Origin of the sequence: Ensifer sp. ENS09, from assembly GCF_014852425.1 — a bacterium.
Taxonomy (GTDB): domain Bacteria; phylum Pseudomonadota; class Alphaproteobacteria; order Rhizobiales; family Rhizobiaceae; genus Ensifer.
The window spans coordinates 48,815-74,964 of sequence record NZ_JACVBP010000004.1 but is presented as its reverse complement, the minus strand read 5'-3'; the positions used below and the strand labels follow the sequence as shown (position 1 = coordinate 74,964).

At 63.3% G+C, this 26,150-nt stretch carries 26 protein-coding genes; 12 read left to right on the top strand and 14 right to left on the bottom strand.

Annotated elements, in window-relative coordinates:
- Positions 1-66 precede the first annotated feature (66 nt).
- Complete coding sequence (locus tag IB267_RS20820) at positions 67-3,051, top strand: autotransporter domain-containing protein (RefSeq protein ID WP_192449370.1); 2,985 nt, start codon at positions 67-69, stop codon at positions 3,049-3,051.
- Positions 3,052-3,094: 43 nt separating this feature from the next.
- On the opposite strand, the gene IB267_RS20815 is transcribed toward IB267_RS20820, so the two are convergent.
- The 6 genes from IB267_RS20815 to IB267_RS20790 form a co-directional block, all read right to left on the bottom strand.
- On the bottom strand, positions 3,095-4,177 hold the full coding sequence (locus tag IB267_RS20815; protein WP_192449369.1) for an SGNH/GDSL hydrolase family protein: 1,083 nt from the start codon (positions 4,175-4,177) through the stop codon (positions 3,095-3,097).
- Positions 4,178-4,202: 25 nt separating this feature from the next.
- On the bottom strand, positions 4,203-5,450 hold the full coding sequence (locus tag IB267_RS20810; RefSeq protein WP_192449368.1) for a hypothetical protein: 1,248 nt from the start codon (positions 5,448-5,450) through the stop codon (positions 4,203-4,205).
- A 66-nt stretch (positions 5,451-5,516) separates the two neighbouring features.
- Positions 5,517-5,930: a hypothetical protein gene (locus IB267_RS20805; RefSeq protein ID WP_192449367.1), complete on the bottom strand. Its 414-nt coding sequence runs from the start codon at positions 5,928-5,930 to the stop codon at positions 5,517-5,519.
- 385 nt (positions 5,931-6,315) lie between these two features.
- Positions 6,316-6,999: a response regulator transcription factor gene (locus IB267_RS20800; protein WP_043611089.1), complete on the bottom strand. Its 684-nt coding sequence runs from the start codon at positions 6,997-6,999 to the stop codon at positions 6,316-6,318.
- A complete protein-coding gene (locus IB267_RS20795; protein WP_192449366.1) occupies positions 6,960-8,768 on the bottom strand; it encodes a sensor histidine kinase in 1,809 nt (602 codons plus the stop codon). The genes IB267_RS20800 and IB267_RS20795 overlap by 40 nt, the downstream gene beginning before the upstream one ends.
- Complete coding sequence (locus tag IB267_RS20790; protein WP_192449365.1) at positions 8,765-8,932, bottom strand: hypothetical protein; 168 nt, start codon at positions 8,930-8,932, stop codon at positions 8,765-8,767. The genes IB267_RS20795 and IB267_RS20790 overlap by 4 nt, the downstream gene beginning before the upstream one ends.
- Positions 8,933-9,249: 317 nt before the next feature.
- Between IB267_RS20790 and IB267_RS20785 the strand changes: the two genes are divergently transcribed.
- From IB267_RS20785 to IB267_RS20775, 3 genes are read left to right on the top strand one after another with little or no spacing between them, the layout of a single operon-like run.
- Entirely contained in the window at positions 9,250-9,681 is a 432-nt protein-coding gene (locus IB267_RS20785) for an SxtJ family membrane protein (protein ID WP_192449364.1), read from the top strand.
- Positions 9,682-9,727: 46 nt separating this feature from the next.
- The gene (locus IB267_RS20780) at positions 9,728-9,877 is read left to right on the top strand and encodes a DUF5989 family protein (RefSeq protein WP_089043047.1); all 150 of its coding nucleotides are present in this window, start codon (positions 9,728-9,730) and stop codon (positions 9,875-9,877) included.
- Between the two features lie 12 nt (positions 9,878-9,889).
- A complete protein-coding gene (locus IB267_RS20775) occupies positions 9,890-11,722 on the top strand; it encodes a carbamoyltransferase (protein WP_192449363.1) in 1,833 nt (610 codons plus the stop codon).
- Positions 11,723-11,778: 56 nt separating this feature from the next.
- Here IB267_RS20775 and IB267_RS20770 read toward each other — a convergent pair whose 3' ends face one another.
- The 3 genes from IB267_RS20770 to IB267_RS20760 all read right to left on the bottom strand — a co-directional run bounded on the left by IB267_RS20770 (position 11,779) and on the right by IB267_RS20760 (position 15,296).
- Positions 11,779-12,717, bottom strand: a complete 939-nt coding sequence (locus tag IB267_RS20770; RefSeq protein ID WP_192449362.1) for a LysR family transcriptional regulator — start codon at positions 12,715-12,717, stop codon at positions 11,779-11,781.
- 166 nt (positions 12,718-12,883) lie between these two features.
- A complete protein-coding gene (locus tag IB267_RS20765) occupies positions 12,884-14,587 on the bottom strand; it encodes an amidohydrolase (protein ID WP_192449361.1) in 1,704 nt (567 codons plus the stop codon).
- A gap of 298 nt (positions 14,588-14,885) precedes the next feature.
- Positions 14,886-15,296 carry a hypothetical protein gene (locus tag IB267_RS20760; protein ID WP_043611094.1) on the bottom strand — a complete coding sequence of 137 codons (411 nt, stop codon included), beginning with the start codon at positions 15,294-15,296 and terminating at the stop codon, positions 14,886-14,888.
- A 308-nt stretch (positions 15,297-15,604) separates the two neighbouring features.
- Between IB267_RS20760 and IB267_RS20755 the strand changes: the two genes are divergently transcribed.
- The 4 genes from IB267_RS20755 to IB267_RS20740 all read left to right on the top strand — a co-directional run bounded on the left by IB267_RS20755 (position 15,605) and on the right by IB267_RS20740 (position 18,392).
- Entirely contained in the window at positions 15,605-16,303 is a 699-nt protein-coding gene (locus tag IB267_RS20755) for an RNA polymerase sigma factor (protein WP_192449998.1), read from the top strand.
- A gap of 88 nt (positions 16,304-16,391) precedes the next feature.
- Positions 16,392-16,913 (top strand): DUF4142 domain-containing protein, encoded by a 522-nt coding sequence (locus IB267_RS20750; protein ID WP_192449360.1) that lies wholly within the window; start codon positions 16,392-16,394, stop codon positions 16,911-16,913.
- A gap of 8 nt (positions 16,914-16,921) precedes the next feature.
- Positions 16,922-17,236, top strand: coding sequence for a cupredoxin family copper-binding protein (locus tag IB267_RS20745; RefSeq protein ID WP_192449359.1), 315 nt, complete (start codon positions 16,922-16,924; stop codon positions 17,234-17,236).
- Positions 17,237-17,369: 133 nt separating this feature from the next.
- Complete coding sequence (locus IB267_RS20740) at positions 17,370-18,392, top strand: LLM class flavin-dependent oxidoreductase (RefSeq protein ID WP_192449358.1); 1,023 nt, start codon at positions 17,370-17,372, stop codon at positions 18,390-18,392.
- Positions 18,393-18,510: 118 nt separating this feature from the next.
- Here IB267_RS20740 and IB267_RS20735 read toward each other — a convergent pair whose 3' ends face one another.
- The 5 genes from IB267_RS20735 to IB267_RS20715 all read right to left on the bottom strand — a co-directional run bounded on the left by IB267_RS20735 (position 18,511) and on the right by IB267_RS20715 (position 23,045).
- Complete coding sequence (locus IB267_RS20735) at positions 18,511-18,885, bottom strand: hypothetical protein (protein ID WP_192449357.1); 375 nt, start codon at positions 18,883-18,885, stop codon at positions 18,511-18,513.
- A gap of 113 nt (positions 18,886-18,998) precedes the next feature.
- A complete protein-coding gene (locus IB267_RS20730) occupies positions 18,999-19,769 on the bottom strand; it encodes an ABC transporter ATP-binding protein (protein WP_192449356.1) in 771 nt (256 codons plus the stop codon).
- A gap of 9 nt (positions 19,770-19,778) precedes the next feature.
- Complete coding sequence (locus IB267_RS20725; protein ID WP_192449355.1) at positions 19,779-20,762, bottom strand: ABC transporter substrate-binding protein; 984 nt, start codon at positions 20,760-20,762, stop codon at positions 19,779-19,781.
- A gap of 36 nt (positions 20,763-20,798) precedes the next feature.
- Positions 20,799-21,683 (bottom strand): ABC transporter permease, encoded by an 885-nt coding sequence (locus IB267_RS20720; protein WP_192449354.1) that lies wholly within the window; start codon positions 21,681-21,683, stop codon positions 20,799-20,801.
- Between the two features lie 9 nt (positions 21,684-21,692).
- Entirely contained in the window at positions 21,693-23,045 is a 1,353-nt protein-coding gene (locus IB267_RS20715; RefSeq protein ID WP_192449353.1) for an LLM class flavin-dependent oxidoreductase, read from the bottom strand.
- A 398-nt stretch (positions 23,046-23,443) separates the two neighbouring features.
- On the opposite strand from IB267_RS20715, the gene IB267_RS20710 reads away from it, so the two are divergent.
- The 4 genes from IB267_RS20710 to IB267_RS20700 all read left to right on the top strand — a co-directional run bounded on the left by IB267_RS20710 (position 23,444) and on the right by IB267_RS20700 (position 26,135).
- On the top strand, positions 23,444-24,805 hold the full coding sequence (locus tag IB267_RS20710; protein ID WP_371742601.1) for a dicarboxylate/amino acid:cation symporter: 1,362 nt from the start codon (positions 23,444-23,446) through the stop codon (positions 24,803-24,805).
- A gap of 80 nt (positions 24,806-24,885) precedes the next feature.
- Positions 24,886-25,344 carry an SRPBCC family protein gene (locus IB267_RS20705; RefSeq protein WP_192449351.1) on the top strand — a complete coding sequence of 153 codons (459 nt, stop codon included), beginning with the start codon at positions 24,886-24,888 and terminating at the stop codon, positions 25,342-25,344.
- Positions 25,345-25,500: 156 nt separating this feature from the next.
- The gene (locus tag IB267_RS33760) at positions 25,501-25,632 is read left to right on the top strand and encodes a hypothetical protein (protein WP_256436965.1); all 132 of its coding nucleotides are present in this window, start codon (positions 25,501-25,503) and stop codon (positions 25,630-25,632) included.
- 227 nt (positions 25,633-25,859) lie between these two features.
- Complete coding sequence (locus IB267_RS20700) at positions 25,860-26,135, top strand: metal-sensing transcriptional repressor (RefSeq protein WP_192449350.1); 276 nt, start codon at positions 25,860-25,862, stop codon at positions 26,133-26,135.
- Positions 26,136-26,150: the final 15 nt, after the last annotated feature.

Sequence of the window (26,150 nt, the reverse complement as noted above, 5' to 3'; positions counted from 1 at the left end):
ATTAGATAGCCAAAGCTACCCATTCCGCTGGCTGATTCGCGAGCGTTCGTAGCACCGGCGGCACCCATGCGACAAACACCGCTCGCGGTTCTTTCCAAACGCCTCGGCCTTTTCACGGCACTAGCTTCCCTTGCCCTCTCGACGCCCGTGCTTTCCCAGTCCGTTTGGACCGGGGGAGCCGACAATGAATTCGGCAACGGCGGGAACTGGGCGCCGGCCCTGCCCGGCGCAAACGACGCAGCGGAGGTCAGCACCGGTTCTCCGCAGGTCAACGACGGCCGGACGATCCGCCAGCTCGGCGTCGATGGTGGCAATGTCACCATCTCCAATACCGGCGCGCTGACCGTCACCAACGGCAGCACGATCAATTCGGGAAGCGTCAGCATCAACGCAGGCGGCGCACTCACCTCCGATGTCGAGTTGAACGGCGGCAGCCTGTCGATCGACGGGGACCTCAACGGACGACTGACGCTGAACAACGGCAACGTGTCGGTGAACGGAACGCTGGACAGCGCCAGCGTCGGCAGCGCCACGTCGCTCTCCAACAACGGCCAGGTCGGTGGCGTCAACGTCTCGGCCGGGGGTACTTTCGTGAACAATACCGGCGCCGTCGCCGGCGCGACGGTGAATGCCGGTACCGCCTCCAACGCCGGAACCATGGGCTCGCTCACCAACACCCAAGGGAATTTCACCAACAATACCGGCGGCACGATCACCGGAAAAACGACGGTGTCGGGCGGAACCGTCACCAACAACTTCGTCGTCACCGATGCGGATGTCGCGGCCGCGGCCGCCTTCGTCAACAACAATGGCGCAACGGCGGGCGCGATTACCAACGCCGGCACGGTCTCGAACGCCGGCAGCATCGCGTCGGTGCGCAACGACGCCGGAAGCTTCACCAACAATTTCGGCGGCGAAGTAACCGGCGAGACGACGGTCTCGGGCGGCGCCGTCACCAACAACGCGACACTCGGTACGGTGACCGTCGGCGCGAACGGCACCTTCACGAACACCTCGGGGGCGAACGCAGGAGCCGTCACCAACAGTGGGTCCGCATCGAATGCCGGCACGATCGCCGGACTGGCCAACACGGCCGGAAGCTTCGCCAACAATGCCGGCGGCACCATCACCGGGAAGACGACGGTTGCAGGCGGCACGGTGACGAACAATTTCGTCGTCACCGACGCCGACGTCGCGGCCGCCGCCGCCTTCGTCAACAACAGCGGCGCCGTCGCCGGCAACGTCACCAACGCCGGCACCCTGTCGAATGCCGGCACCATCGCGTCCGTGCGCAACGATGGCGGATCCTTCACCAACAACGGCAACGGCACGGTGACCGGAAAGACAACCGTTGCCGGCGGCAGCGTCGTCAACAATGCAGCGCTCGCAGACGTCGAGATCGGCGCCAACGGCACGTTCACCAACAACAGCGGCGCGACTGCCGGGGCCGTCTCCAACGCCGGCACCGGGTCGAATGACGGAACCATCGCCGCGCTCGCAAACAGCGGCGGCCTGTTCCAAAACACAGGCACCATCAGCGGCGCGGCAAGCATCACGGGCGGCACGCTCGTCAATCAGGGCACGGTCGCCGGGACGGTCCAAATCTTCGACGGCGGTCTCTTGTCCGGCAGCGGCATCGTCGGCGGCCTGACGGTCAATGCCGGCGGCGTGGTCTCGCCAGGCCCGGGCATCGCGGTTGCCACCGTCAACGGCGACCTGACGTTCCGTTCGGGCTCGATCTATCAGGTGGATGTGGATGCGGCAGGGCAATCCGACCGCCTGGCCGTTTCGGGCGCGCTTTCGCTTGACGGCGGCAGGCTCGCGGTCCTCGCGGGCAGCGGCGTCTATGACCCGTCGACGAGTTACACGATCGTTTCCGCCGGCACTGTCAGCGGCCGGTTCGACGCGGTGACCAGCAATCTTGCCTTCCTTTCGCCAACGCTGACCTATGGCGCCACCGGCATCGATCTGACGCTCGACCGTAACGACGTTGCCTTCGCGGATCTTGCAGAAACCGCCAACGGGCGCGCAACGGCGAGCGCCGTCGAAGCGTTGGGCGTCACGAACCCGCTCACGCTGGCCGTGCTCTCTCTGGATGATGCAAAGGCCACAAGCGCCTTTTCCCAGCTGAGCGGAGAGGTCCACGCCTCGGTCAAGAGCGCGCTGATCTGGGACAGCCGCTTTCCGCGGGACGCCGTTCTGGAGCGCGCGAGCTCCTCCGTCTCGACACTTCAGGAAACAGAGGACGCCGTCTTCTGGACGTCGGGTTTTGCAGGCACGGGCCATTTGTCCGGTGACGGCAACGCCGCCGCTATCGATAGCCGTACGGCAGGTGTTCTCGTTGGCGCCGATATGGCGGTTTCCGACGATTGGCGCCTCGGCGGGATCCTCGGTTACAGCCATCTCACCGTTCAACCACAGGCGCGCGTCGACGCCTACCATGCCGGCCTCTACGGATATGGCAACATCGGAGCGCTGAACCTTGCAGGCGGTGCGATCTATAGCCACAACGAGATTTCGTCGGAGCGTGACCTCGCCTTCGGCTCGTTCGCCGATCACCTGACCGCCGACTACGACAGCACCGTTGCACAGGTTTTCGCCGACCTTTCCTTCACGCTCAGTGCAGACGACATCAGGCTGCAGCCGTTCGCAAACCTGGCCTATGTCTATCTCGATACGGATGCGTTCCAGGAAAACGGTGGTTCGGCAGCGCTATCGGCAGAGGGCGCCACGGACGACGCCATGCTCACGACCATCGGCCTGCGCTGGTGGGCGGATCTGCCGGTGGACCAGATGCCGGTTTCTGCCTCCGGCATGCTCGGATGGCGCCATGCGCAAGGCGACCTTTCGCCGTCCTCGCGCCTTGCCTTTGCCGGTGGCAGCCCCTTTACCATCGCGGGCGTTCCCATCGCGCGCGACGCGCTGGTGGTGGAAGCGGGCATTTCCGCCCGGCTCTCCAAATCAGCCCGGTTGGCAATCACCTATCTCGGTGAATTCGGCGACGGCGCGCGGTCGAGCGCCGGCCGCGCAAACCTGATCGTCGATTTCTAAATCGCATGTCTACCAAGACCGGCAACGGCCGATCGCGGCCGCATCACGGCTGGACCTTGGCGACCGACCCGGCTCCGGCAAAGAGGTCCGGGTAGGAGCGTTCCAGCGTTCCGGCGATCGCAGCGGCGAAGCGTTCGTTGGCGATCCGGTTCGGGTGCGCGTCTGATGGCGACACCCACAGCGTTTCGGGAACGAGATCCTCGACCGACGGGCGAAGATCGAGGAAGGGAACCTTCTCGCTTTCGGCGATCTTTTCGACCGCGCCGGTGACTTCCGGGAACGGATACTGCTTGACTTCATGCAGCTCGGGATAGTTGACGATCACGAGCTTGATGCCGCGCTCGCGGCAGAAGCTGATCAGCCGCCTCATGGCATCCTGCCCTTCCGTCCAGCCAGGCTGGTCGGCTTCATAGAGGCCTCGGTAATAGGCCTTCCAGTCCGCCCGGCCGAGGAAGATGCGCGAGATCTTGTCGACCGCCGAGGCGAGCACGACATAGGCCTGCGAATATTCGCCCCAGCCGACCTGGTGACGACGCGGCGTCGGCTCGGCGTCGTTGATGAAATAGTTGAGCACGACCACGTCCGGCTTGAGCTCGATGCCCTTGGTCATGAAGTAGGCAACTTCCATCTGGGTGTTGTAGTTGCCGACACCGGTGTTGATCACCTCGTATTTCGGCGCCCCCTGGCTGCCGCCATTGAGGACCGTTTCCAGCAACCTGGACGGCGTATCTTCCTCTTTGACGCCCCAGCCGAAGGTCAGCGAATCCCCGAGCATCATCACGCGCGTCGTCCCGGCGGTCACCGGGCCGATTTCGCGGTTGCGCAGACCGACGGAGTTGATGCTGACCGGCACACCCATGAACACGCCGCTCGAATTGGGAATGTGCTCGTGGCCGATCGCCGGCTCGGCACTGACCCGTTTCAGGTCGCGGGCGTATTTCCACATCTCGAGGTCGAAATCCATGCCGTTGTCAAAGACGGTGCGCGCCATGCCTTCGATCATGAGACCGCAGAGCGCCAGGCTGAAAGCCGTCGCGAGAACAGCAAGCAGGGCACGTTTGAGAATGGAGGACTTCCGGACGCTGTTTTGTTCCATTTGAACGACACGTGTTGCATTGGAATTCATCGGATCTTCCTTTCAGGTCCGCCGATTACTGTCCGACCTGAGAAAACTTCAGGCAATCAGGCTCCACCGGAGCGGTTTTTACGAAGGGGTGCTCGCCGACCGTCAGGCCCTTGCCGCCGCTCCAATCATTGACCAGCCATTGGTCGATCGCCTCCGCGACAAGAAAATGTCCGAGCGGAGAAAGATGCTTGTCGCCGATGCCATAGGTTTTCATCGGATCGTTGGCAGAGAGCTTTTCGGTCGGATCGACCACGTACACGCCGGGCGTCGCAGCGGCGAACGCCTTGATCATTTCACGTTGTTTTTCCGGCTGCAGGCCGTCGTCGCGGCCAGCCAGCTCCGCCCAGCCCGGCAGGATGACGACGAGCAGCTCGGCGCCGTTGTTACGGGCGTCGTCGGCAAGCCGGACGAACAGGCGCCGCGTCAGCTCGATCGCGTGGCCGATGTCACGGCGGGACGACCGGTCGCCGACATAGGGTCTGAGCAGCGTCGAATAGAACCAGTTGTAGAGCTTGCTGTTCTGCCACAGGTACAGATGCGCCTGCAAAGCGAGGCTGGGCTTCTTCGTTCCGCTGCCGGCCGGCTCGACGGTGATGTCGACGGACGACGGTGTCAGCACCGCACGCTCGGCATTGTCCTCGAGGTCGGTGCTGAGCGAGAGGCCGACGACGACGAGTTTATGAGGGATGCTGTGGCCCTTGTCCTCGTAGACCCGGATCTCGTTCGGCTGGCCGTAGCCGCCGGTGCCGTAGTTCTTGAGAAGCAGCTGCGGGTGCCATGCGTTCAGCAGCGAGCTGAAGGTTTCGCTTTCCTTGACGAGCGAGCCGCGCACCATGGAATCCCCGAGCACGAACACCGGAGACCCCGTTCCCGTCGCATTGTCGCGGAAACCGTCGCTGTTGATCTGGACGCGGTTCCAGGGATCGAGCGGGCTGAAGCGCTCGAAATAGCTGTTGCCCGGTATTTCGGTATAGCCATAGAGCGCATGCGACTGATGCCGCGCCCGTGGCACGCCGCAATAGACATATTCGCCCTCGCCGACCGGAAGCTGCAGGCTCGGCACCATACGCAGCAGCATCTCGCACAGCAGAATGGCGACAAGGCCCGAAACGAGAATGATCAGCCCATCCATGATGCCGCCGAAATTGCGCGAACGGCGCATACGCTTCAGGGTGCCGCTCGATGAGGGCTTGTCCTGATCGATGAAATCCGCAGGCGTCGCCGTCGGATTGTTGTTGTTGAGCGCATCCTGACGTTCGGCTTTTCGGGACATGTCAGCTGACACCTTGATTGTGCGATCTGTGTTGAAACATTTCGGATGGTTTCCGAATCGCCCGCTTCAGGCGCTTCCGGCCTCGCGCCAATAGGATCGTGCCAGGCTGGCGAGATAGGTGGTCGTACGCCTCGCCGTCTTTGCGACGGAGGGACGCTTCGGTTCGCCGGAGCTTATGTGCTCGCCGGAGTTCGCGAGCCGGATGCGTTTGGATGCATCCGGCCGCAGGAGCTCGATCGGTCGAAGCAGTCCGGGCAAAGTCCCGTACCCCGTCAACTGGTCGCGAAACAGGCTGGTCGCGGCATAGACGACATCCGCCGTCTCGACCGCTTCCCGCACGCGGGCATCATCCGAAATCTTGACGTAAAGCACGCCGGGAATGAAAAGAGGCAACGTCGGCACCACGGGATCCAGGACCCGGTTGACCGCAGCCGGCGTCACCTCGTTTAAAACGAAGACGGTAAGCCGCTTCTGGCTCAAACGATAACCCTTTATGATTATCTCGACCGGAAGCCGACCGTCTGTTTCAGCTATTTCAATAACACTTTGAACATGCATAGTGGCTCTCCGGAACAGAGAAGAACACCGTCAATATTTTCAGAATACGAGAACATGAATCTATTCGTTATATAGCGACATGAGCTTCGGAGGTTTCACTTCTCTGCCGGAGACGCCTTACAATTCCGAACTCTATCCCAGGATTTTCGTTCTGAATATATCCAGATGGATATACTCCGGCCCTGTTTGTTACAGTTCACTTGCGACAAAAAACGCCGATCGCGGCGTCTCGTCGCCGTGGTTCGATCGATTTTGAAGGAGGAGGGTCAGCGCAAAGGCAGGCGGCCCGCAAGCGCGGCCGGCGCCGTCACGAAGGGCTTTTCGGAAGCCGGTTCGCAAGATTGGCCAGCTCGACGCGCGTCGAGATGCCGAGCTTGCTGTAGATGCTGTGGAGATGCAGCTTGACCGTGCCCGGCGATATGCCGAGCCGGGCGCCGATCTCCTTGCTTCGGATCCCCGAGGCCGCCAGCCGCGAGACCTCGATCTCGCGCTGCGTCAACAGGTCGACGCCCCTGGTCTCAACGGCTTCCTGCGCGCGGATTCGCTCGATCGCGGACTTCAGCGCCTGGTCCTGGAAATAGGTCTTGCCGCTGGCCACGACATTCATGCAGTCGATCAGGGTGTCCGGAGCCTGTTCCTTGAGGACGATGCCGTTCACCCCGAGCCGGATCGCTTCGGCAACCTGGTCGTCGCCGATATCAGCCGTCAGGATGACGATCGCGATCTGCTGTCCGTGAGTGCTGCGCACCTGGCGTATGAATTCGAGCCCGTCCATATGCGGCATGCGAAGGTCGGCGACGACGATATCGGCGCCCCGCTCGGACAGAACCTGCAGCGCATCGGTCGCACGCTCGCAGGTCGCCACCACCTCCCAGCCGGGCACGGTCTCGATCAGCCGGCGCAGCCCGTCGAGCACGATCAGATGATCGTCGACGACGACCGCGCGCAACGCTATTGCGGCATTGGCAGCATGACGACCACTCGAGTCCATTCCGCTATCCTTTCGATCGCGAGTTTTCCGCCACGCGCTGCCGCCCGTTCGCGCAGGCTCCGCGGTCCGATTTTTTCTCGTTCAAGCTCGGCATGGTCAAGACGCTCACCATAACCGAAGCCGACCCCGTCGTCGTCGATCGTCAGCATGATCGATCCGTTGTCGATGCTGAGCGTGATCCTGACCTTCTGCGCGCCGCCGTGCCTGACCGCGTTAGCGGTCGCTTCGGACGTCATGCGCGCCAGCTCGTAGGTCAGCGCCAGCGGCAGGTCGATGCCGGATGGCGGGTCGAAGGCGATCGAGACGTCGATCTGCCATTGCTGCCGCAGCCGCGCGGCGACCGCTTCCAGTTGTCGCTCGAGCTGCATTTCGCCGGTAGCCTGGAGATTGCCGCCCGGCTCGAGCGCGCGAATGAAACCGCGAAGCTCCCGCTGTTCTTCGAGCAGCATCGCCTGGACGGCCTCGAGGCGTTCGGCAATCACCTCCGGCCCCGCATCCTTGAGCTTGCGCAGCGACTGAAGCTGCAGTGCCGTGCCCGCAAGCGCCTGAAGCACGCCGTCGTGCAGGTCGCGGCCGATGCGGATGCGTTCATCGACGGCCGCCTCGTCGCTCAGGCGCCTGACCAGGATCGCCTGTTCGAACAGCGCCTTGATCCTGTCGGCGATGATTTCGGCGATCGCCACGTCGTCGAGCGTGAGCGCGGGCGGCTCCAGCACGAAGAGACGCGCCTGCAGGTCGTCGACCTGAAAGTAGGTCGAGACCGCGGCGTTGATGTTGAAAGCCTCCACAAGCGCCGGCGAGATCGGCGGGTTTGGATCGGACCATTGATGAAACCGCCCCTCGCCCACATGCACGAGAAGCCGGCCACGGGCGGCCTCGGTGACAAGCAGGCTGCTGCGCAGCAATTTTTCGTCCGTCCACGTACCGAAGGCATCGGGCGGCATCTGCATGACCTCGAGTTCGCCTTCGTTCCACAGGGCCGCATAGGTCCAGGGCTCCTCCGCATCGGTCCACAACAGGAGGGCCCGCGGAACCAGCATGACATGGGCGGCATAATCGAGGGCCGCGCGCGCCGGCCACTCGCGTCCCCGCGGCTGGCTCGGTGTTCGCTGCACCAGCCGAAGAAGCTCGGCCCGGACCGCCTCCTGGTGTGCGCCCAGCCAGACGAGCAGCGCAGCCGCAACGAAGATGAAGAGGATCCGCGAGGCGTTCGTCGTCGTATCGGCATCCGGATCGAGCATATCGCCGGCATCGAAGTAACCGAGATAGAGCAGGGCCGCCAGGCAGACGAGACCGGTGTAGAGCGCCCCGCGCCAGCGCCAGTGCAGCGTCGCGGACAACAAGGTGAACGGCATCAGCATGAAGAACGGGCTTGCCGGGCCGTCGGTCATCGACATGAAGATCGCAAAGGCGGCGACATCGATGATGTGACGCACCAGCGTGCCGCGCACGCGCGAAATCTCCGTGCGCCAGACGAGGAAGGCGGCCGCGATGGCATAGAAGAGATAGCCGATCAGCAGGAAGTAGATCGGCTCTGGCGGCAGCGGCACGTGAACGGAATCGAGCCAGGCGATCCAGACGCTGCCGAGCGCAAGCAGAATGCGCCCGACGGCGATCACCTTGTCGGAGCGGGCTCGGAAGGTGTTCGTCCAGACCTTGCGGCCGGACGCCTGGTCCAGATCCATCGGCGCGCCGGCACCGTGTGGTGGAGCGACCGCCGCCGAGCTCACGCGGCGGGCGCTGAAACGGTTTGACGGCTCTAGCTTCATGCCAAGTCTCCGCTCTGCGCCGCCCCTTTGAAAACAACCCTGCGCGTGACGAGCGAGGATAAATCAAATCGCGGCCACCGACCGTCGCCGACCGCATCTTCGACGACGAGGACGGCACGGCCCTGGCAGCCGCTGCAATCAGCATATTCAAGTGTCGTCAGCATACGCTCGTCTCTTCCCGCGCTCAAATGCATTCGCCACCAGTATAGCCAAGGTTACGCACGCGCGCCCGGACCACACGAACCTTGCACTGCTGCAGGCAAGCCCTGGAACAGGGCCGACCGGCGGGCATCAACCCGAGTATCGGAAGATCGCGCCAAGAATCGTAAGCCGGATATGACCCTCTATATCCATTGGCATATTGACCTACCCCAGTATTTGCCGCTCATATTCTCCCAATATAAATGACTAAAAAGTTTTTCATTCGTCGGCACAATGAAAATTGTGCGTTTTTTAGCTAACCGCTCTGAGGTGGATAGCAATGAGCATTTCTCACGGACCACTGCACGAGAGGCCCCCGGAAGGACCGTCGAACAGAAGTTTCGGCTATACCGTCGGTGGCATCCTTTCCCTGATTGCGCTCGTAAAATGGTGGCGGGCTTCCGAGATTACGACCGTTACGGCTGTGCTCGCTCTGATCGGCGTGGTTCTGGTCGTCCTGGCCCTGATCGCGCCTTCCACCCTGACACGCGCCAACCATCTCTGGATGCGGCTCGGCCTTGTGCTGTTCAAGATCGTCAATCCGGTCGTGATGTTCCTGATTTACGTCACGACCTTCGTGCCGATCGGTTTTTATCTCAGGCTTCGCGGCAATGACGCGCTGACCGAACAGTTCGACAAGAACGCCAAGACTTACTGGATCGACAAGCCAAAGGCCGAAGCAGCCCAGGCAACGATGAAGAACCAGTTCTGAATTTTGAAGAACCTATCCCTTATTGTATCGGACAGAGGACACGAAAATGGACCTTGCTAGGGAACTCCTGTCTTACATGGGCAACCGGAAGAAGTACTGGTTGCTGCCGATCCTGGTCATGACGACCATCTTCGGAACCCTGGTAGTACTGACGCAGGGAACGGCCGTCGCCCCCTTCATCTATACGCTGTTCTAGGGCGGCACCATCGTGCGTATCCTCGGTATCTCGGCCTTTTACCACGATAGCGCGGCCGCGCTCGTCGAAGACGGGCGCATCGTAGCCGCCGCACAGGAAGAGCGCTTCACGCGCCGGAAACACGACCCCGACTTTCCGGCGCGGGCAATAGAGTACTGCTTGTCGGAAGCAGGCTGCACCATGAACGACATCGACCATGTCGTCTTCTACGAAAAGCCGTTCCTGAAGTTCGAGCGGCTTGTCGAGACCTATCTTGCGACTGTGCCGCACGGCTTCAGTTCGTTTCGCGTGGCGATGCCGGTCTGGATCAAGGAAAAGCTCTTCCAGAAGAAGATGCTGCGCAAGGATCTCGGCAAGCTTGTCGGCAAGAAGGAATGGGAAGGCTCGCTGCTCTTCACCGAGCACCACCAGTCCCATGCGGCGAGCGCCTTCTTTCCTTCGCCCTTCGCCTCCGCTGCAGTCCTCACCATGGACGGCGTCGGCGAGTGGTGCACCACGTCGCTTGCCCACGGCCATGACAATCGCCTCGACTTCCTGAAGGAGCTGCATTTCCCGCACTCCCTCGGCCTGCTCTATTCGGCCTTCACCTACTATACGGGCTTCAAGGTCAATTCGGGCGAGTACAAGGTGATGGGGCTTGCGCCGTATGGGCGGCCGCGTTTCGCGCAGACGATCCTCGACAACCTGATCGATCTCAAGGACGACGGCTCCTTCCGTCTGGATCAGCACTATTTCGGCTATTGCACGGGCCTGAGGATGACCTCGCCGGCCTTTAACGACCTCTTCGGAGGCGAACCCCGCAAGCCGGAATCGCCGCTGACCCAGCGTGAGATGGACCTGGCGGCTTCCGTTCAGGTCGTCACCGAAGAGGCGGTCATGCGGCTCGCCCGCTATGCCCGGCGCCAGACAGGCGAAAAGAACCTCTGCCTTGCCGGCGGCGTCGCGCTCAACTGCGTGGCGAACGGCAAGTTGCTGAAGGCGGGGATATTCGACGACATCTGGATCCAGCCTGCCGCCGGTGATGCGGGCGGCGCGCTCGGGGCGGCTCTCTCCGTCTGGCACGAATATCTCGGAAGCACGCGCGTCGTGAAGGACGGCGATGCCATGTCGGGCGGCTATCTCGGGCCAGCCTTCGCGCAAGGCGAAGTCGAGCAGCGGCTTGCCAATGCCGGGGCGAACTTCGAGGTCCTTTCGGACGAGGAGATCACCTCCTCCACCGTCTCGGCCCTGACCGAGGAAAAGGCGGTCGGCTGGATGCAGGGGCGGATGGAATTCGGCCCGCGCGCGCTCGGCGGTCGGTCGATCCTCGGCGACGCCCGTTCGCCGACGATGCAGAAGATGCTCAATCTCAAGGTCAAGTACCGCGAGAGCTTCCGCCCCTTCGCTCCATCGATCCGGCGCGAAGACGTGTCGGACTGGTTCGATATCGACACGGACAGCCCCTACATGCTCCTTGTCGGCGACGTCCTGGAAAGCCGCCGCCTGCACGCCAATCATCCGCAGGAAAACCTGTTCGGCATCGATCTGCTCAACGTGCCGCGCTCGGAAATACCGGCGGTGACCCATGTCGATTACTCCGCCCGTATCCAGACGGTACACCGCGAGACCAACCCCCGTTACTGGGAGCTGTTGACCCGCTTCAAGGCGCGCACCGGCTGCCCGGTGCTCGTCAACACCAGCTTCAACGTGCGTGGCGAACCGATCGTCTGCAATCCGGAAGACGCCTATCGCTGCTTCATGGGAACGGAGATCGAACGCCTCGTCGTCGGCAATTGCATGCTGAAGAAAGAGGACCAGCCGGCGCACCTGAAGCAGGACTACAAAGAGAACTTCGAGCTCGACTAGAACGGCCGGGCAATGTGTGCCTTCAGCGCGCCGGGCCGCAGCAGCGACCCGGCGTTCTACCGTCCGGCGCGCAAGCGCGAAGCGCTCCGGCCGGAGGGCGCGACGCCGAACTCGCTCGTCAGCAGCTTGACGAAAAACGGCACCAGCCCCGACTTCGCGCGCGCCTTGTCGAAGGCCGCCTGGAACGGCGCCCTGTAGCTGAAGAGATCCGGACGGATCGGCCGCAGCAGCCCTTCGCTGACATAGCGGTTGGCAAAGTGATCGGGCAGATAGCCGAGATAGCGCCCGGAGAGGATCAGCCGCGCCTCCGCCTCCATGTCGCTGACCGTCGCGCGCGGGTTGGCGATCGAGAAGATCTTGAGGTCGCGGGCATTCCAATAGGAGCGGCCGATCAGATTGTGGGACCGGATGTCGTCGATTTCGATCGTGCTGTCGTCGCGGGAGAACAGCGGATGCTCGGCCCCGCAGTAGAAGCGCTGCGTCTCCTCGTAGAGATCGACATATTCGAGCCCCAGCGTCGTGCGCGGGAAGCTGGCGATCGCGATGTGAAGCTCGCCCGTTATCACGTCGCGCAGCAACTCATGCGGCGGCCGGGTGACGATCGAAAGCGCCACCTCCGGCGCCTCGTCCGTCATCCGGGCAAAGACGCGGGTCAGGCGGGAGGCCGGGTCCGACAGGGTGTTGTCGATGAGGCCGACGGAAAGCGTGCCGTTCAGCCGGTGTTGCAGGCCCTTCATGCGGATATCGAACTGGTCGATCGTGCCGAACAGGCGCTTGGCCTCCTCGTAAACGGCTCGTCCCTCCTCGGTGAGGCGGAAGCCAGACCGGCCACGCTGGCAGAGGATCAGGCCGAGGCGGCTTTCCAGCGCCGAGATATGATTGGAGATCGTCGAGAGCGACAGGTTGAGCTCTCCCTGGGCGGCGGCAAAACCACCCGCCTCCACGATCGTCACGAAGATCCGCAGCAGCCGCACATCCAACGAGTCCAATGCCATTCGATCGCGCCCTTAGCTTGCGAAACTCCAAAGTGAAGCGCAATTATTATGAATTTTCAGGCACTAAGCTAGTGCATCATGGACCCAACAAAAAAATTGGCCGGCGCAGGGAGCGCCGGCCGTGCGTGATCTGGATCGATGGGACGTCGCCGCAAAAGGCTGCCGATCAGGGCCGGCGATAGACCTCGTTTCCGGCGAGATAGGTCGCCTCCACCTTGCGTTCGCGGATGGAGCGATCGAGCGGATCTGCGAGGGTGCCGTCGATCACGACGAAATCCGCCCACTTGCCGACGCTGATCGAGCCGATCTGAGCCCCCCAGGGCGTCATGTCGGCACCGGCCTGGGTGAGACCGTGCAAGGCCTGATCGAAGGTGACGGCCTGCTCGGGATGCCAGGGACCGTCACCCAAGCCAAATGGGCTTTCGCGGAAGACGGCGTCGTTGATCTGGGTAAGCGGGCTCAGTGGCGATGTCGGCCAATCCGAACCGAACACCAGCGGCACGCCGGCGTCGAGCATCGAATGCCAGACATAGGCCCGCGGCTCGCGATCCGTACCTATGCGTTCGGTGATGTACTTGCCGATCGTGCCGGTCGCATGGTTCGGCTGCATCGAGGCGACGACGCCGAGATCCTTGAAGCGCTGGATGTCCTTGGTCTCGACCACCTCGATATGCTCGATACGGTTCGGCTGCGGCCGCGGCACCGAGGCTTCGGCAAAGGCGTCGAGAACGAGGCTGACGCCGCCGTCGCCGATCGCATGCACCGCAGTCGGGAAGCCGTTTTCGTTCGAGGCCTTGATTGCCGCCGCCAGCTGCTCCTTGGTCTCGAAGGGCTTGCCCTTCCAGCCGTGCTGGTCGGAATAGTCCTCGTGCATGTAAGCTGTGCGGGTCGAGAGCACCCCGTCGATCACCGACTTGGTGTAGCCGAGCTTCAGCATCGGCCCCTTTACCTCCTGCTCGCCGGAATCGGCGGCAACCTTGTCGACCTCGTCGCGGTCCTTGACCGCGGCGGCAATCTTCTTCGGGTCACCCTCGAAGAAGCCATACCAGACGCGCAGCGGCAACTTCTTCTCGGCGAGGATCGCCGCATAGTCGTGCACGGCTTCGAGATGGGACATGTCGTTGACGCCGGTGATCCCCAGGCTGTTCGCAAACTTCATCGTCTGAAGCAGGCCCGCGCGACGCTCGCTGTCGCTTATGCTCGGCCGGTGTTTCGTGACGAGATCGCCGGCCATTTCAAGCAAGATGCCGCTCGGCTCGCCCTTGTCGTTCAGCACGACCTCACCGCCTTCCGCAACCTTGGACTGCGCGGTGACGCCACCGACCTCAAGCGCCTTGGAATTGACCCAGTAGGAATGGAAATCAATGTCGCGCAGTACGACGACACGGTCCGGCACCACCGCGTCGAGATCTTCCTTAGTCGGTAGTTTGCCTTCGCCGAGCGTATAATCCCAGCCGCCTCCCATCAGCCAAACGCCCTTCGGCAGCCGAGCGTCGGCCTCCTTGATCTTTTCCAGCCAGGTCTTCTTGTCCGGGATGTAGGAGAGGTCGACTCCGGTCACCATGTCCATTCCGTCTGTCAGGTGCGTATGGCCGTCGATGAAGCCCGGGGTCACAGTCTTGCCGCCAGCGTCGATCATCTTGGTCTCGGCGTCGGCCAGCGCCTTGATCTCGTCGTTGCTGCCGATTGCGGTGAACTTGCCGTTCTCGATCGCGAAGGCCTGTGCCTTCGGCTTGCCCTGGTCGACCGTGCGCACATCGCCGTTGAGCACGATCAGATCGGGTGCGGCCCAAACCGGCTGTGCCGTGCCGACCAGGATCGCCAAAGCGGATGTTGCACCCAAGGCGCGGGTTACTGCTGCCAATGTCATGAAATCCTCCTCCCGCGGCTGCATCCCTCCACCCCCGGCGAGCCGCGCGGCACCGGCGTTGAAGGGATGATGCTGCAAGTGGGGAGGATAACGATATACTCCCTCGGGCTAGGTTCGAGCGATGCCGCGCTAGAACGGCGCGGATCTGAAGCGACGAAGCGCGTGCCGATACAGCCCAGGCGGACAAAATCGTCACCCGGCGCGAAGGCGGGGGCCCGCGCCGCTCATAAAACAAGAGTTTAGGGAAGCTTCCGGCTGGCGCCCTGGCTTCCCCGGAGGCTGGCCGATCGGCGCAGCCTCAGCTGAAGAGCGCCTTCAGGCGCGGCCAAAGACCAATGGCCGCGCGAACCCGCCGGGCGGCATAGGCAGCCCGAACGGAGCTGCCGAAATTGCAGTCGCAGACGATGTCGTGCAGTTGGTGGTCCGATATTTCGAAGAAGCGTTTTGCTTCACCGTAGCTGTCGTCTGCGAGCCCCGCGAGGCGCAATTGCGTATCCTCGAAGGCGACGGTCATGGGCGAACCGTTGACCTGCATGGCCTGGCGCGCGGCAGCGGTCGCGCGTTCAGTACCGGAAAGCGTGCCTAGCCGGCGATCGGGATTGCTTTCCAAGAGTTCGGCCCAACGCTGAAGCCGTTCCGTTCTCGTCATCGCGGGATCGGAACGAATTTCGGCGAGCGCTTGCAACTGTTCGATGGTTTGATGCTTCATCGTCGTCTCTCCTAGTGCGAAGATGCGACCGCGATACGCGCCCCTCCATACCGGGGTCGCCGTTCCTCAAACTCGCCGGAGGGAACCCCGGTTCCCTGTCGTGAGAAAAAAAGAGGACCCGCGATTACCACCGCGCGAACGGCGCCAGGAGACCCAACTTCCGCTGGCGGAAATGCGCAAAATGCCGCCTCGAACAGCTGCCTTCATCGCTCCAGTCACACCCTATTTCGGTTGCCGCTCACGCGGCGTATGCTTTCTCGGGAACGTTGTTGCCCGATCCGCATCAAACGGTGGTTTGGAGGTGGATGATGAACGATGCACTGCTGACAAGACGCACCACGGCCGAAGCGGACCATTTGACGGACGAGGCGCTCGTCGAACGCGCGCTTGCCAGCGACCCGGAAGCCTTCCGGATCATCATGACGAGGCACAACCAGCGGCTTTTTCGCATCGCCCGCGCCGTCGTGCGCAACGACAGCATCGCCGAGGATGTGGTGCAGGAAGCCTATCTGCGCGCCTTCGAACACCTCGAGACGTTTCGCGGCGACGCCAGCCTCGCCACCTGGCTGCATCGCGTCGTGCTGAACGAGGCGCTCGGACGCCTCCGCCGGTCGGCGACGCGCCGGGAGGTTCCGCTCGCGACGGACAGTGCAGGCGCCGAGATCGTACCCTTTCCCAATGCTGCGAACGCCGACGATCCGGAACGCAGCCTCGCGCAGCGGCAGATCCTGCGGCTGGTGGAAGAGGCGGCAGACGCCCTGCCGGAACCCTTCCGTCTTGTGTTCACCGCCCGGGTGATCGAGGCGATGAGCGTCGAAGAGACCGCGGCCCTGCTCGGCATCAACCCAAAGACGGTCAGAAGCCGCCTGCACCGGGCCCGCCAGCTTCTGCGCCAGCAGATCCATCGCCAGGTCGGGCCCGTGCTTTTGAATGCCTTCCCCTTTGCCGGACGCCGTTGCGCCCGGTTGACGGAGGCGGTCATGAACCGGCTCGAACTTTCAAGCTGACATTTTCGGGAACCTTTGAAGGCGGCGCGCATCCAATGGGCGTGATCCATCAAGACCGGCAGCGACAGCCGCCGAAGAGGAGTTTCCGATGTATGCCCGCCTCACCTCAGCCCTCGCCATCGCCTGCCTCATCAGTGGCGCGACCCTTGCAGCAGGGACGAAGGTAACCGACCCCCAGATCGCCCATATCGCCTATACCGCCGGCGTCATCGATATCGAGGCCGCCAAGCAGGCCCTAAAAATCTCAAAGGACAAGGAGGTCATCAGCTTCGCCAACGACATGCTGCGCGACCATGAGGCCGTCAACAAGCAGGCCCTCGATCTCGTCAAGAAACTCAAGGTGACGCCCGAGGACAACGACACCAGCCGCGCGTTGACGAAAGCGGCGAAGCAAGAGCGTGAAAAGCTGGCGAAGCTCAGTGGCGCCGACTTCGACAAGGCCTATGTCGCCAACGAGGTGGCCTACCACAAGCAGGTCAATGGCGCGCTTGAGACCCTGCTCATTCCCTCCGCGAAGAATGCCGAACTCAAGGACCTGCTGGAAACCGGCCTCAAGCTGTTCCAGGGCCACCAGCAACATGCCGAGCATGTCGCCCAGATGATGAAGTAGGCGGCGTCATGATCCGAAAGCGAAGCCTTGGCGCGCTGTGCGGCCTGACCCTGATGCTGACTGCGCCATCGGCGTGGGCGGAGACCATCCGGGTGACGATCGAAAAGCTTGTCTTTTCACCCGCCGAAATCAGCGCCGCCGTCGGCGACGTGATCGAGTGGGACAACAGGGACGTCATGGCGCACACGGCAACGGCCAAAGGTGATTTCGACATCGTGATACCACCAAAGAAAATCGCGACGCTCACCGTCACCAAGGCCGGAACCTTCGATTACATCTGCCGCTTTCACCCGAACATGAAAGCGCGCCTCAAGGTGCAATGAAAGAGTTGAGGACGGCAGCGCGTGGCCATCCTCGCGCGCTGCCGTTCACGGCGAAGTCACCGGACGCCGTCTGTATCCGGAACCCGAATTGTGCCATGGAAGCGGCTGGTTCCATCGAGGAGGCGGCACGGCCATGAAGAAGATCGGTTTTCTTTCCTTCGGACACTGGACGCCCTCGCCCCAGTCGCAGACGCGATCGGCCGGCGACGCCCTGCTGCAGTCGATCGATCTCGCCGTTGCGGCCGAAGAACTCGGCGCAGACGGCGCCTATTTCCGCGTCCATCACTTCGCCCGCCAGCTCGCCTCGCCGTTCCCGCTTCTGGCGGCGGTCGGCGCAAAGACCAGCCGGATCGAGATCGGCACCGCCGTCATCGACATGCGCTACGAGAACCCGCTCTACATGGCCGAGGATGCGGGTGCCGCCGATCTCATCGCCGGTGGACGGCTGCAGCTCGGCATCAGCCGCGGCTCGCCGGAGCAGGTGATCGATGGCTGGCGCCACTTCGGCTACCAGCCGGGCGAACGCGAGACTGAGAGCGACATGGCAAGACGGCACGCGGAAGTGCTGCTCGACGTCCTGCGCGGCGAAGGCTTCGCCGAACCCAATCCGCGACCGATGTTTCCCAACCCGCCCGGCCTGCTGCGCCTCGAGCCGCATTCCGCGGGCCTCAGAGAGCGCATCTGGTGGGGCGCAAGCTCCAACGCCACGGCCGTCTGGGCCGCCAAGCTCGGCATGAGCCTGCAGAGCTCGACGCTGAAGGACGACGAAACGGGCCTGCCATTCCACGTCCAGCAGGCCGACCAGATCCGCGCCTATCGGGACGCCTGGAAGGCGGCGGGTCACACGCGCGCGCCGCGCGTCTCGGTCAGCCGCAGCATCTTTGCGTTGGTGGATGATCGCGACCGGATGTATTTCGGCGGCGGAAACAAGCAGGAAGACCAGATCGGCTTCATCGACGACAAGACGCGGGCGATCTTCGGGCGCAGCTACGCTGCAGCACCCGACGTGCTGGTCGAGCAGCTGGCGAAGGACGAGGCGATCGCCGAGGCCGACACGCTGCTGCTGACGGTCCCGAACCAGCTTGGCGTCGAATACAACGCCCATGTGATCGAGGCGATCCTCAAGCATGTCGCGCCGGCGCTTGGTTGGCGCTAGCGCCAGGCGACGCGTCTCAAACGCCCGGCATCTGACATCGGGCAGCCGGCCGGAGGGGGCAGCCGGCCGGAGGTAGGTAGCGCGGCTCTAGAACCGCGCCCTTCACTCAGTCGCCGGTTCAGGGAACCTGCGGCGGGTGCGCGACGCCGAGGTAATAATCGCCCTGTCCGCCGCTCTGATACTCGCCCGTGTAGCGCTGGCGCGCATCGCCCAGCGTGCGTGCCGGTGGGCGATAGATGTAACCCGGGGCCGGGTCGACATAGATGCTGCCGGTCGGCATCGGATCGACATAGACCTGAGGCTGCACAGGCTCGACATAGACCGGGCCGGGCACGGGCTCGACATAATAGGGTCGCCCGTAGAGAACCCTGTTCTGGGTGCCCGGCGGATTGTGCGGATCGATACCGGTATAGAATCCGTTGGCCATCGCCGGTGCTGCCGCGCCAAGGGCGAAGACGATTGCGGCGAATGACATTCCCTTCGAAAGCTTCATGGCGTTGCTCCTGTCTCGGCTCGGCATCCGGCATTCACCGGGCAGCGTCGCCCCCGGTGAATGCCGCTTCCCCAAGATAACGCCCAGCCGCTGCAACCGTTCCGCAAGCGACCTCAATGCAGTCCGAATATGCCGAGCAGTTCCTCGCGCTGACGCACGAAGGCGCTGGCACTGCGGTCGCGCGGCCGCGGCAGGTCGATCTCGATCAGCCGCGGTTCGCCGCCCTTTTCGCGCGGCAGGATGAGGATGCGGTCGGCGAGGTAGATCGCCTCCTCGAGATCGTGCGTGACGAGCACCGTCGTTACGTCCTCGTCGCGCCAGATGCGGGCGAGCTCCTGCTGCATGCTGATCTTGGTCATGGCGTCGAGCGCGCCCAGCGGCTCGTCGAGCAGCAGGATTTCCGGCTGGACGGCGAGCGCCCGGGCAATGCCGACGCGCTGCGCCATGCCACCCGACAATTGTCGCGGATAGGCGCCTTCGAACTGTTGCAGGCCGACCAGCTGGACGTAGCGCCGCGCCCGCTCCCGCGCCTGTCCCCGGGAAAGCCCACGCGTCTCCAGCCCGAAGCCGACATTGTCGAGCACGGTCAGCCAGGGCAAAAGCCGCGGCTCCTGGAAGATCACCGCACGGTCGGTGCCGACGCCTCTGGTCAGCTTGCCGTCGATCAACACCTCGCCGGCATCCGGATCCTCGAGACCCGCCAGCACCCGAAGCAGGGTCGTCTTGCCCGAGCCGCTGGCACCGACGATAGCAAGCGTCTCGCCGGAGCGGATATGAAGGTTGATATCCCGAAGCACGGGCAGAGGCGCGCCGTTCAGACGGTAGGTCTTGGAAAGGTGACGGATCGTCACCTCTCCGCGGCGAAGGTTCTGGCCAACACTCATGGGACGTCCTCAGTTGCTGGCCGTTGCGCCATCGACGGCAAAGAGCACGTCCTTTGGCGTCAACTGGCCCTGCTTGAGCTTGCCCTCGCGCACCAGCACGTCGATCCAGAACTGGAGGTCACGCTGGACCGGCAGGCCGCCGGCCCGCACGCCATAGCCGCGGAAGTACTGGGCGATCTCAGGATTTTCGCCGCGAGCCTTCAGGGCCTTCGCCAGGATCTCCTTCGTTTCCTGCGGATGTTCGCGGGCATAGTCGAGCGCGCGGGCCGACTGCAGCACGAAGGTCTTTGCCGCCTCCGGATGCTCCTTCACGAAGTCGCGTCGCAGAACGACGAAGCCGCCGGCGATCTCGCCGAGCACGTCGGTGTCGTCGAAGATGGCGCGCAGGCCGCCGTTCTTGCGGGCCGCGCCCTCGAAGGTCGTCTGCCAATAGCCGAAGGCGGAGATATCCACCTGGCCGGAGCGCAGGACCTGCTCCAGCTGCGGGCCGGGAACGACGACCTGATTGGCCGCATCGGTCGGCAGGCCGACGGAATGCAGCGCCTCACGGATCGTATAGTCGAGGTGAGCGCCGAGCGTGTTCACCGCGATGCTCTTGCCAGCGATGTCCTTGATGCTTTTGATCGGGCTGTCTTCCAGCACGTAGAAGATCGACTGCACCTCGTCATTGATGCCGTTGGAGGGATAGGCGGCGACAAAGTCGTTGCCGCTGATGATCGAGTTCAGCACGGCCGAGGTTGCCGCGCTGCCGATCTCGACATCGCCGGATGCAAGCGCGATCAGCGAAGCCGGCCCGCCCGTGGCAAAGCCGACACTCTCGACCGTGATGCCGGTGCCGTCGAAATAGCCGAGTTCCTGCGCGAGTTCATGGGCCGACAGGCCGCCCTGGCTAGCGAGATAACGCAGCGTGACGGCGTCGGCGGCGGCCGCCGGCGCCGCAAGGCCAAGCGTGACGGCTGCCGAGAGAAGGAGATTGCGGGGATGGAAGGTCATCTTGATATCCTTTCGAAGGAGAACTGGTAGAGGCGGTCAGACGCTCGGCGCAGACCAGCGGCAGAGATTGCGCTGGATGAGAACGAGCAGCGCGTTGGCGGCGAGACCGAGCAGGGCAAGCAGCAGGATCGACGCAAACATCAGCGGGATCTGGAAGTTGTACTGGGCGTTCATCACCTGGAAGCCGATGCCCTTGTTCGCTCCGATCATTTCGGCAGCGATCAGAAGCAGCAGCGCGGTCGTCGCCGAGAGCCTGAGGCCGACGAAGATCGCAGGCACCGAGGCCGGCAGAACCACGCGGCGGAAGACCGCGAGCGAGCCGGCGCCGTAGGTGCGGGCCATCTCGATCAGCTTCCTGTCGACCTCCTTGACCCCGCCGATCGTCGACAACAGGATCGGAAACAGCGTCGCCCAGAAGATCACGAAGACCTTGGAGGTCTCGCCAAGGCCGAGCAGCAGGATGAAGACCGGATAGAGCGCTAGGGCCGAGGTCTGGCGGAAAAGCTGCAGGACAGGGTCGAGCGCCTGCTCGACGAGCCGGACCTGGCCCATGAACAGCCCGAGCGGAATACCGACGGCGACGGCAGCGGCAAAGGCAATGCCCGACCGCTGCAGGCTGATGGCGATATCGTCGAGCAGCGCGCCGCCGGCGATGCCGTCCCAAAGGGCAGACAGGATCACATCGAGCGGCGGAAAGACTGCCGCGTTGACCCAGCCGACGGTGCTTGCAACCTGCCAGAAGGCCAGAAACGCAAGCACGAGGCCGTAGCGGGCGACGATCGCGCCGAGCAGGCGGCGCCAGCGCGGCGCGCTGTTCGGCCGGGAATGCACGGCGGGCGGCGTGGAACTCTTGGCAGTGGCCTCACGGCGCGCGGTCGCAAAGCCTGTTGCAAGCGAGGGGTTGATAGTTTCATAGGACATGGCAACACCTCACTCTGCTGCCTGAACGGCCGACCGGGCGGCAGTCCAGCGGTTGACGGGAACGGGCAGGCCGAGGTTTTCGCGCAGCGTCTTGCCCTCGTAGGCGGTGCGGAAAAGGCCGCGACGCTGCAATTCCGGGATCACCAGCTCGACGAAATCGTCGAGCGCCGTCGGGAACCATGGCGGCAGGATGTTGAAGCCATCGGCGGCTTCGTTCTCGAACCATTCCTGCAGGGTATCGGCAATTTGTCCTGCCGTTCCGACGATCGTGTAGTGGCCGCGCGCCGACGCGATCCACTGATAGAGCTGGCGAATGGTGAAGTTGTTTTCGTCGGCGATCTGGCGGATCAGCGCCTGGCGGCTCTTCATGCCCTCGGTCGGCGGCGCCGGCGGCAACGGCCCATCGAGGTCGTAGCCACGAAGATCGAGCGTTCCGCCCGTCAGGCCGTTGAGCAGGCCGATGCCGTCCTCCTCGACGATGAGCGACGTCAGCCGTTCGTATTTCTCCCGCGCCTCGGCTTCCGTCCGGCCGACGAAGGGAGAAACGCCGGGCATGACAAGGATGTGGTTCGGGTCGCGGCCAAGACCGCGGGCGCGGGCCTTGATGTCGCGATAGAATTCCTGCGCCGTTTCGATGTGCTGATGCGCCGTGAAGATCACCTCCGCGGTGGCGGCGGCAAGGCCGCGGCCATCCTCGGACTGGCCGGCCTGGACGATGACGGGATGTCCCTGCGGCGAGCGCGAAATGTTGAGCGGGCCGCGGACCTTGAAATGCTCGCCGCGGTGATCCGTGTCGTGCAGCTTCGCCGGATCGAAGAAGACGCCCGTTTGCTTGTCGCGGATGAAGGTATCGTCCTCGAAACTGTCCCAGAGCTTCCTGACGACATCGACATGCTCGGCCGCGCGCCGGTAGCGCTCGGCATGCGGAAGCTGGGTGTCGCGGTTGAAATTCTGCGCCGTCGGATCGCCCGTCGTCGTCACCACGTTCCAGCCGGCGCGCCCGCCGGAAATCAGGTCCAGCGAGGCGAACTTGCGCGCTGTGGTATAGGGCTCCTCATAGGTCGTCGACGACGTCGCGATGAAACCGAGATGGGTGGTGAGCGGCGCCAGCGCTGAAAACAGGGTCACGGGCTCGAAGCCGGCAACACGGGCATTGCCGCCCTCTCGCGCGCCACCGAAGCCGATCGCTAGCCCGTCGGCCAGAAAGTAGGCGTCGAACAAACCGCGTTCGGCGGTCAGCGCCAGCTGCTTGTGAAACTCGAAACTGGTCGCCCCATCGGCGGGCTGATCGGGGTGGCGCCAGGCCGCGATATGCTGCCCGCCGCCGGGAAGAAAGGCTCCAAGCCGGATCTTGCGTGTCATCTCAATCCTCTCCTGTTCTCTCTTTAAACTCGAGGAGATCGCCCTGCCGAGGGCGAAGCGCACAAGGCGCTCCGCGACACGCGACGAACTCCGGCCACGACAGACAGGTTACATTATACACTATTTTTATAGAGAAAGGAGATTTCAACGAGGCGCGGCGGGATTGAAATGTTTTTCGCCAGTTCGCCCGGTTTGGAGATCGATGACCGCCTCGCCGTCCTTAAAGGCAAACCGGCCGGAGCGAGCGTGCGCGGTTGATCGGGGAAAATATTCCACTTGGAATAGTTTTCGAGCCAAAGGGTTTCTTATCTCGACCAGAATACTCGACTATTTTTCGGGCACTTGCGGCGGCCATTGCCTAAAAATGTGGCCGCCGCCACACAATGAGAGTGAAAGACGTGCCCCAAGTAACCACCCAATCCTCACCAAAGCCGATCTATGCCTCCTTCGGCTTCCAGGTCCTGGCGGCCATGGTCATCGGCCTGCTGCTCGGCCTCATCGCCCGAAACATGGGCGTCGATGCCAGCGGCAATGCCAACTGGCTGACGGTCACCCTGCAGACGATCGGCTCGATCTTCGTCCAGCTTCTGCGCGCGCTCGTGCCGCCGCTCGTCTTCACCGCTATCGTCGCCTCGATCGCCAATCTGGCGACGCTGCAGAATGCCGCCAAGCTCGTATGGCAGACGCTGCTCTGGTTCGCCATCACTTCGCTCATCGCCGTGGTCATCGCGATTGCTCTCGGCCTGATCATTCAGCCGGGCGTGGGTTCAGCCGTTTCACAGGAAGCTGCCAAGGCGCCCTCCTATTCCGGCTCGTGGCTCGATTTCCTCAAGGGCCTCGTGCCCGCCAACATGCTCGGGCTTGAAGCCAGCACCAAGGTCACCGACACGGGTGCCACCACCTCGCTCAATTTCAACGTGCTGCAGATCCTCGTCGTTTCGATTGCCGTCGGCGCTGCTGCCCTGAAGGTGGGCGATGCTGCCAAGCCGTTCCTCGCCTTCAACCAGTCTCTGCTTGCGATCGTGCGCAAGGTCCTCTGGTGGGTCATCCGGCTGACGCCGATCGGCACGATCGGCCTGCTCGGCCGCGCCGTCGCCCAATACGGCTGGGAAACGCTGGCGCAGCTCGGCTGGTACACCGCTGCCGTTTATATCGGCCTTGCGATCGTGCTCTTCGTCGTCTACCCGGCGCTGCTCGTCGGTCACGGCCTGAAGCCATCGCGCTTCTTTGCCGGCGCCTGGCCGGCGATCCAGCTCGCCTTCGTTTCGCGCTCCTCCGTCGGCACCCTGCCCGTCACCGAAACGGTGACCGAAAAGAGCCTCGGCGTGCCGCGCGAATATGCCGCCTTCGCCGTGCCGCTCGGCGCCACCACCAAGATGGACGGCTGCGCCGCGATCTATCCGGCAATCTCGGCGATCTTCATCGCGCAGTTCTTCGGCCTGCCGCTCGGCATTCAGGAATATGTGCTGATCGTCTTCGTCTCGGTGCTCGGCTCCGCCGCCACCGCCGGCCTCACCGGCGCGACCGTCATGCTGACGCTGACGCTTTCGACGCTCGGCCTGCCGCTCGAAGGCGTCGGCCTGCTGCTCGCCATCGACCCGATCCTCGACATGGGCCGCACAGCGGTCAACGTCGCCGGCCAGGCGCTGGTGCCGACGATCGTCGCCAAGCGCGAAGGCATTCTCGACGAGACCGTCTACAACGGCGACAAGGTGCTCGACGACTTGGAACCGCTTGGCGTCGCTGCACGCGCGGCCTGATGGCATGAAACGACGGATGCGGGCGCAAGACCCGCATGCCGTGTTATACTTCAGGCGTTCCGCCTGTTAAGGGATCGGCGATGTCGTCGACCAATTTTCACCTCGTCACCGAATGGAAGATCGCCTCCCCGCTTGAAGACGTATGGCGTGAACTCAGCACACCGGAGCGCTGGCCCGAGTGGTGGCCGTCGGTGAAACAGGTGACGTTGCTGCAACCGGGTGACGAGCGCGGTGTCGGCGCTGTCAGGCGCATGCGCTGGTCGACGGCGCTGCCCTACGAACTGGTCTTCGACATGGAAACCACGAGGGTCGAACCGCCCCTCTTGATCGAAGGTCGGGCCTTGGGCGAACTCGACGGCATCGGCCGCTGGACGCTACAAGGCGACGGCGGCACTTGCCGGGTTCGCTATGACTGGATCGTGGCAGTCACGAAGCCGTGGATGGTTCGGCTTTCCTTTATCCTCAGGCCCGTCTTCCGCTGGAATCATGGGGTGGTGATGGAGCGTGGACGCCGCGGCCTCCTGAAACGGCTGGCCTAAAGCAACGGCGGGCACATTCCGGAAAGACGCGGAGGCGAACGGCTATTGCCCCAAGGCGCGCCTCTTGCAGAATGATTTCTGCCCAGGCAACGCATCCGCGTTCAAGGGCTGATCGTTTCCGATCATGTCGATCTCATCCCGGAGTTCGATCGCAAGATGAGCGCCTGGATCAAGGAACCGAAGATCCAGCTGCGCGAGACCATCGTCGATGGCCTAGAAAATGCGCCTGACGCCTTCATCGGCCTCTTCAAGGGCGCCAACACCGGCAAGATGCTCGTGCGCCTCTAGCGGAAAACGGGCGCATCGGCGAACCGGATCACGCCGCCCCAGACCAAACCTATGCCCCGCCCTGTCGCGGGGCATAGGTGCGTCAAGTGCAGGAACGTAGCGACGCGTGTCTCGGATGTGCGGGCGCGTGGCGATGACAGACGAAGGCACTCCCCGCCGTCGGACATCGCAGAACCATCGAAAATCGCGCCCTTGATATATCCTATCCGGGAGGATAGGATCTCAGCATGACCGAGCACAGACACGACACCCATCCCGACATCGTCAAGCGGCTGAAACGCGCGGAAGGGCACCTGAAGAGCGTCATCGCCATGATCGAAGGTGGCCGCCCCTGCCTCGACATCGCCCAGCAGCTCCACGCGGTGGAAAAGGCGATCAGCCAGGCGAAGCGAACACTGATCCAGGATCATCTGGATCATTGCCTCGAAGACACGATCGGCGCGCTCCCACGCGAGCAGCGCCACTCCATCGACGAGTTCAAGGCGATCACGAAATATCTCTAAGCAGCAAACCCGCTG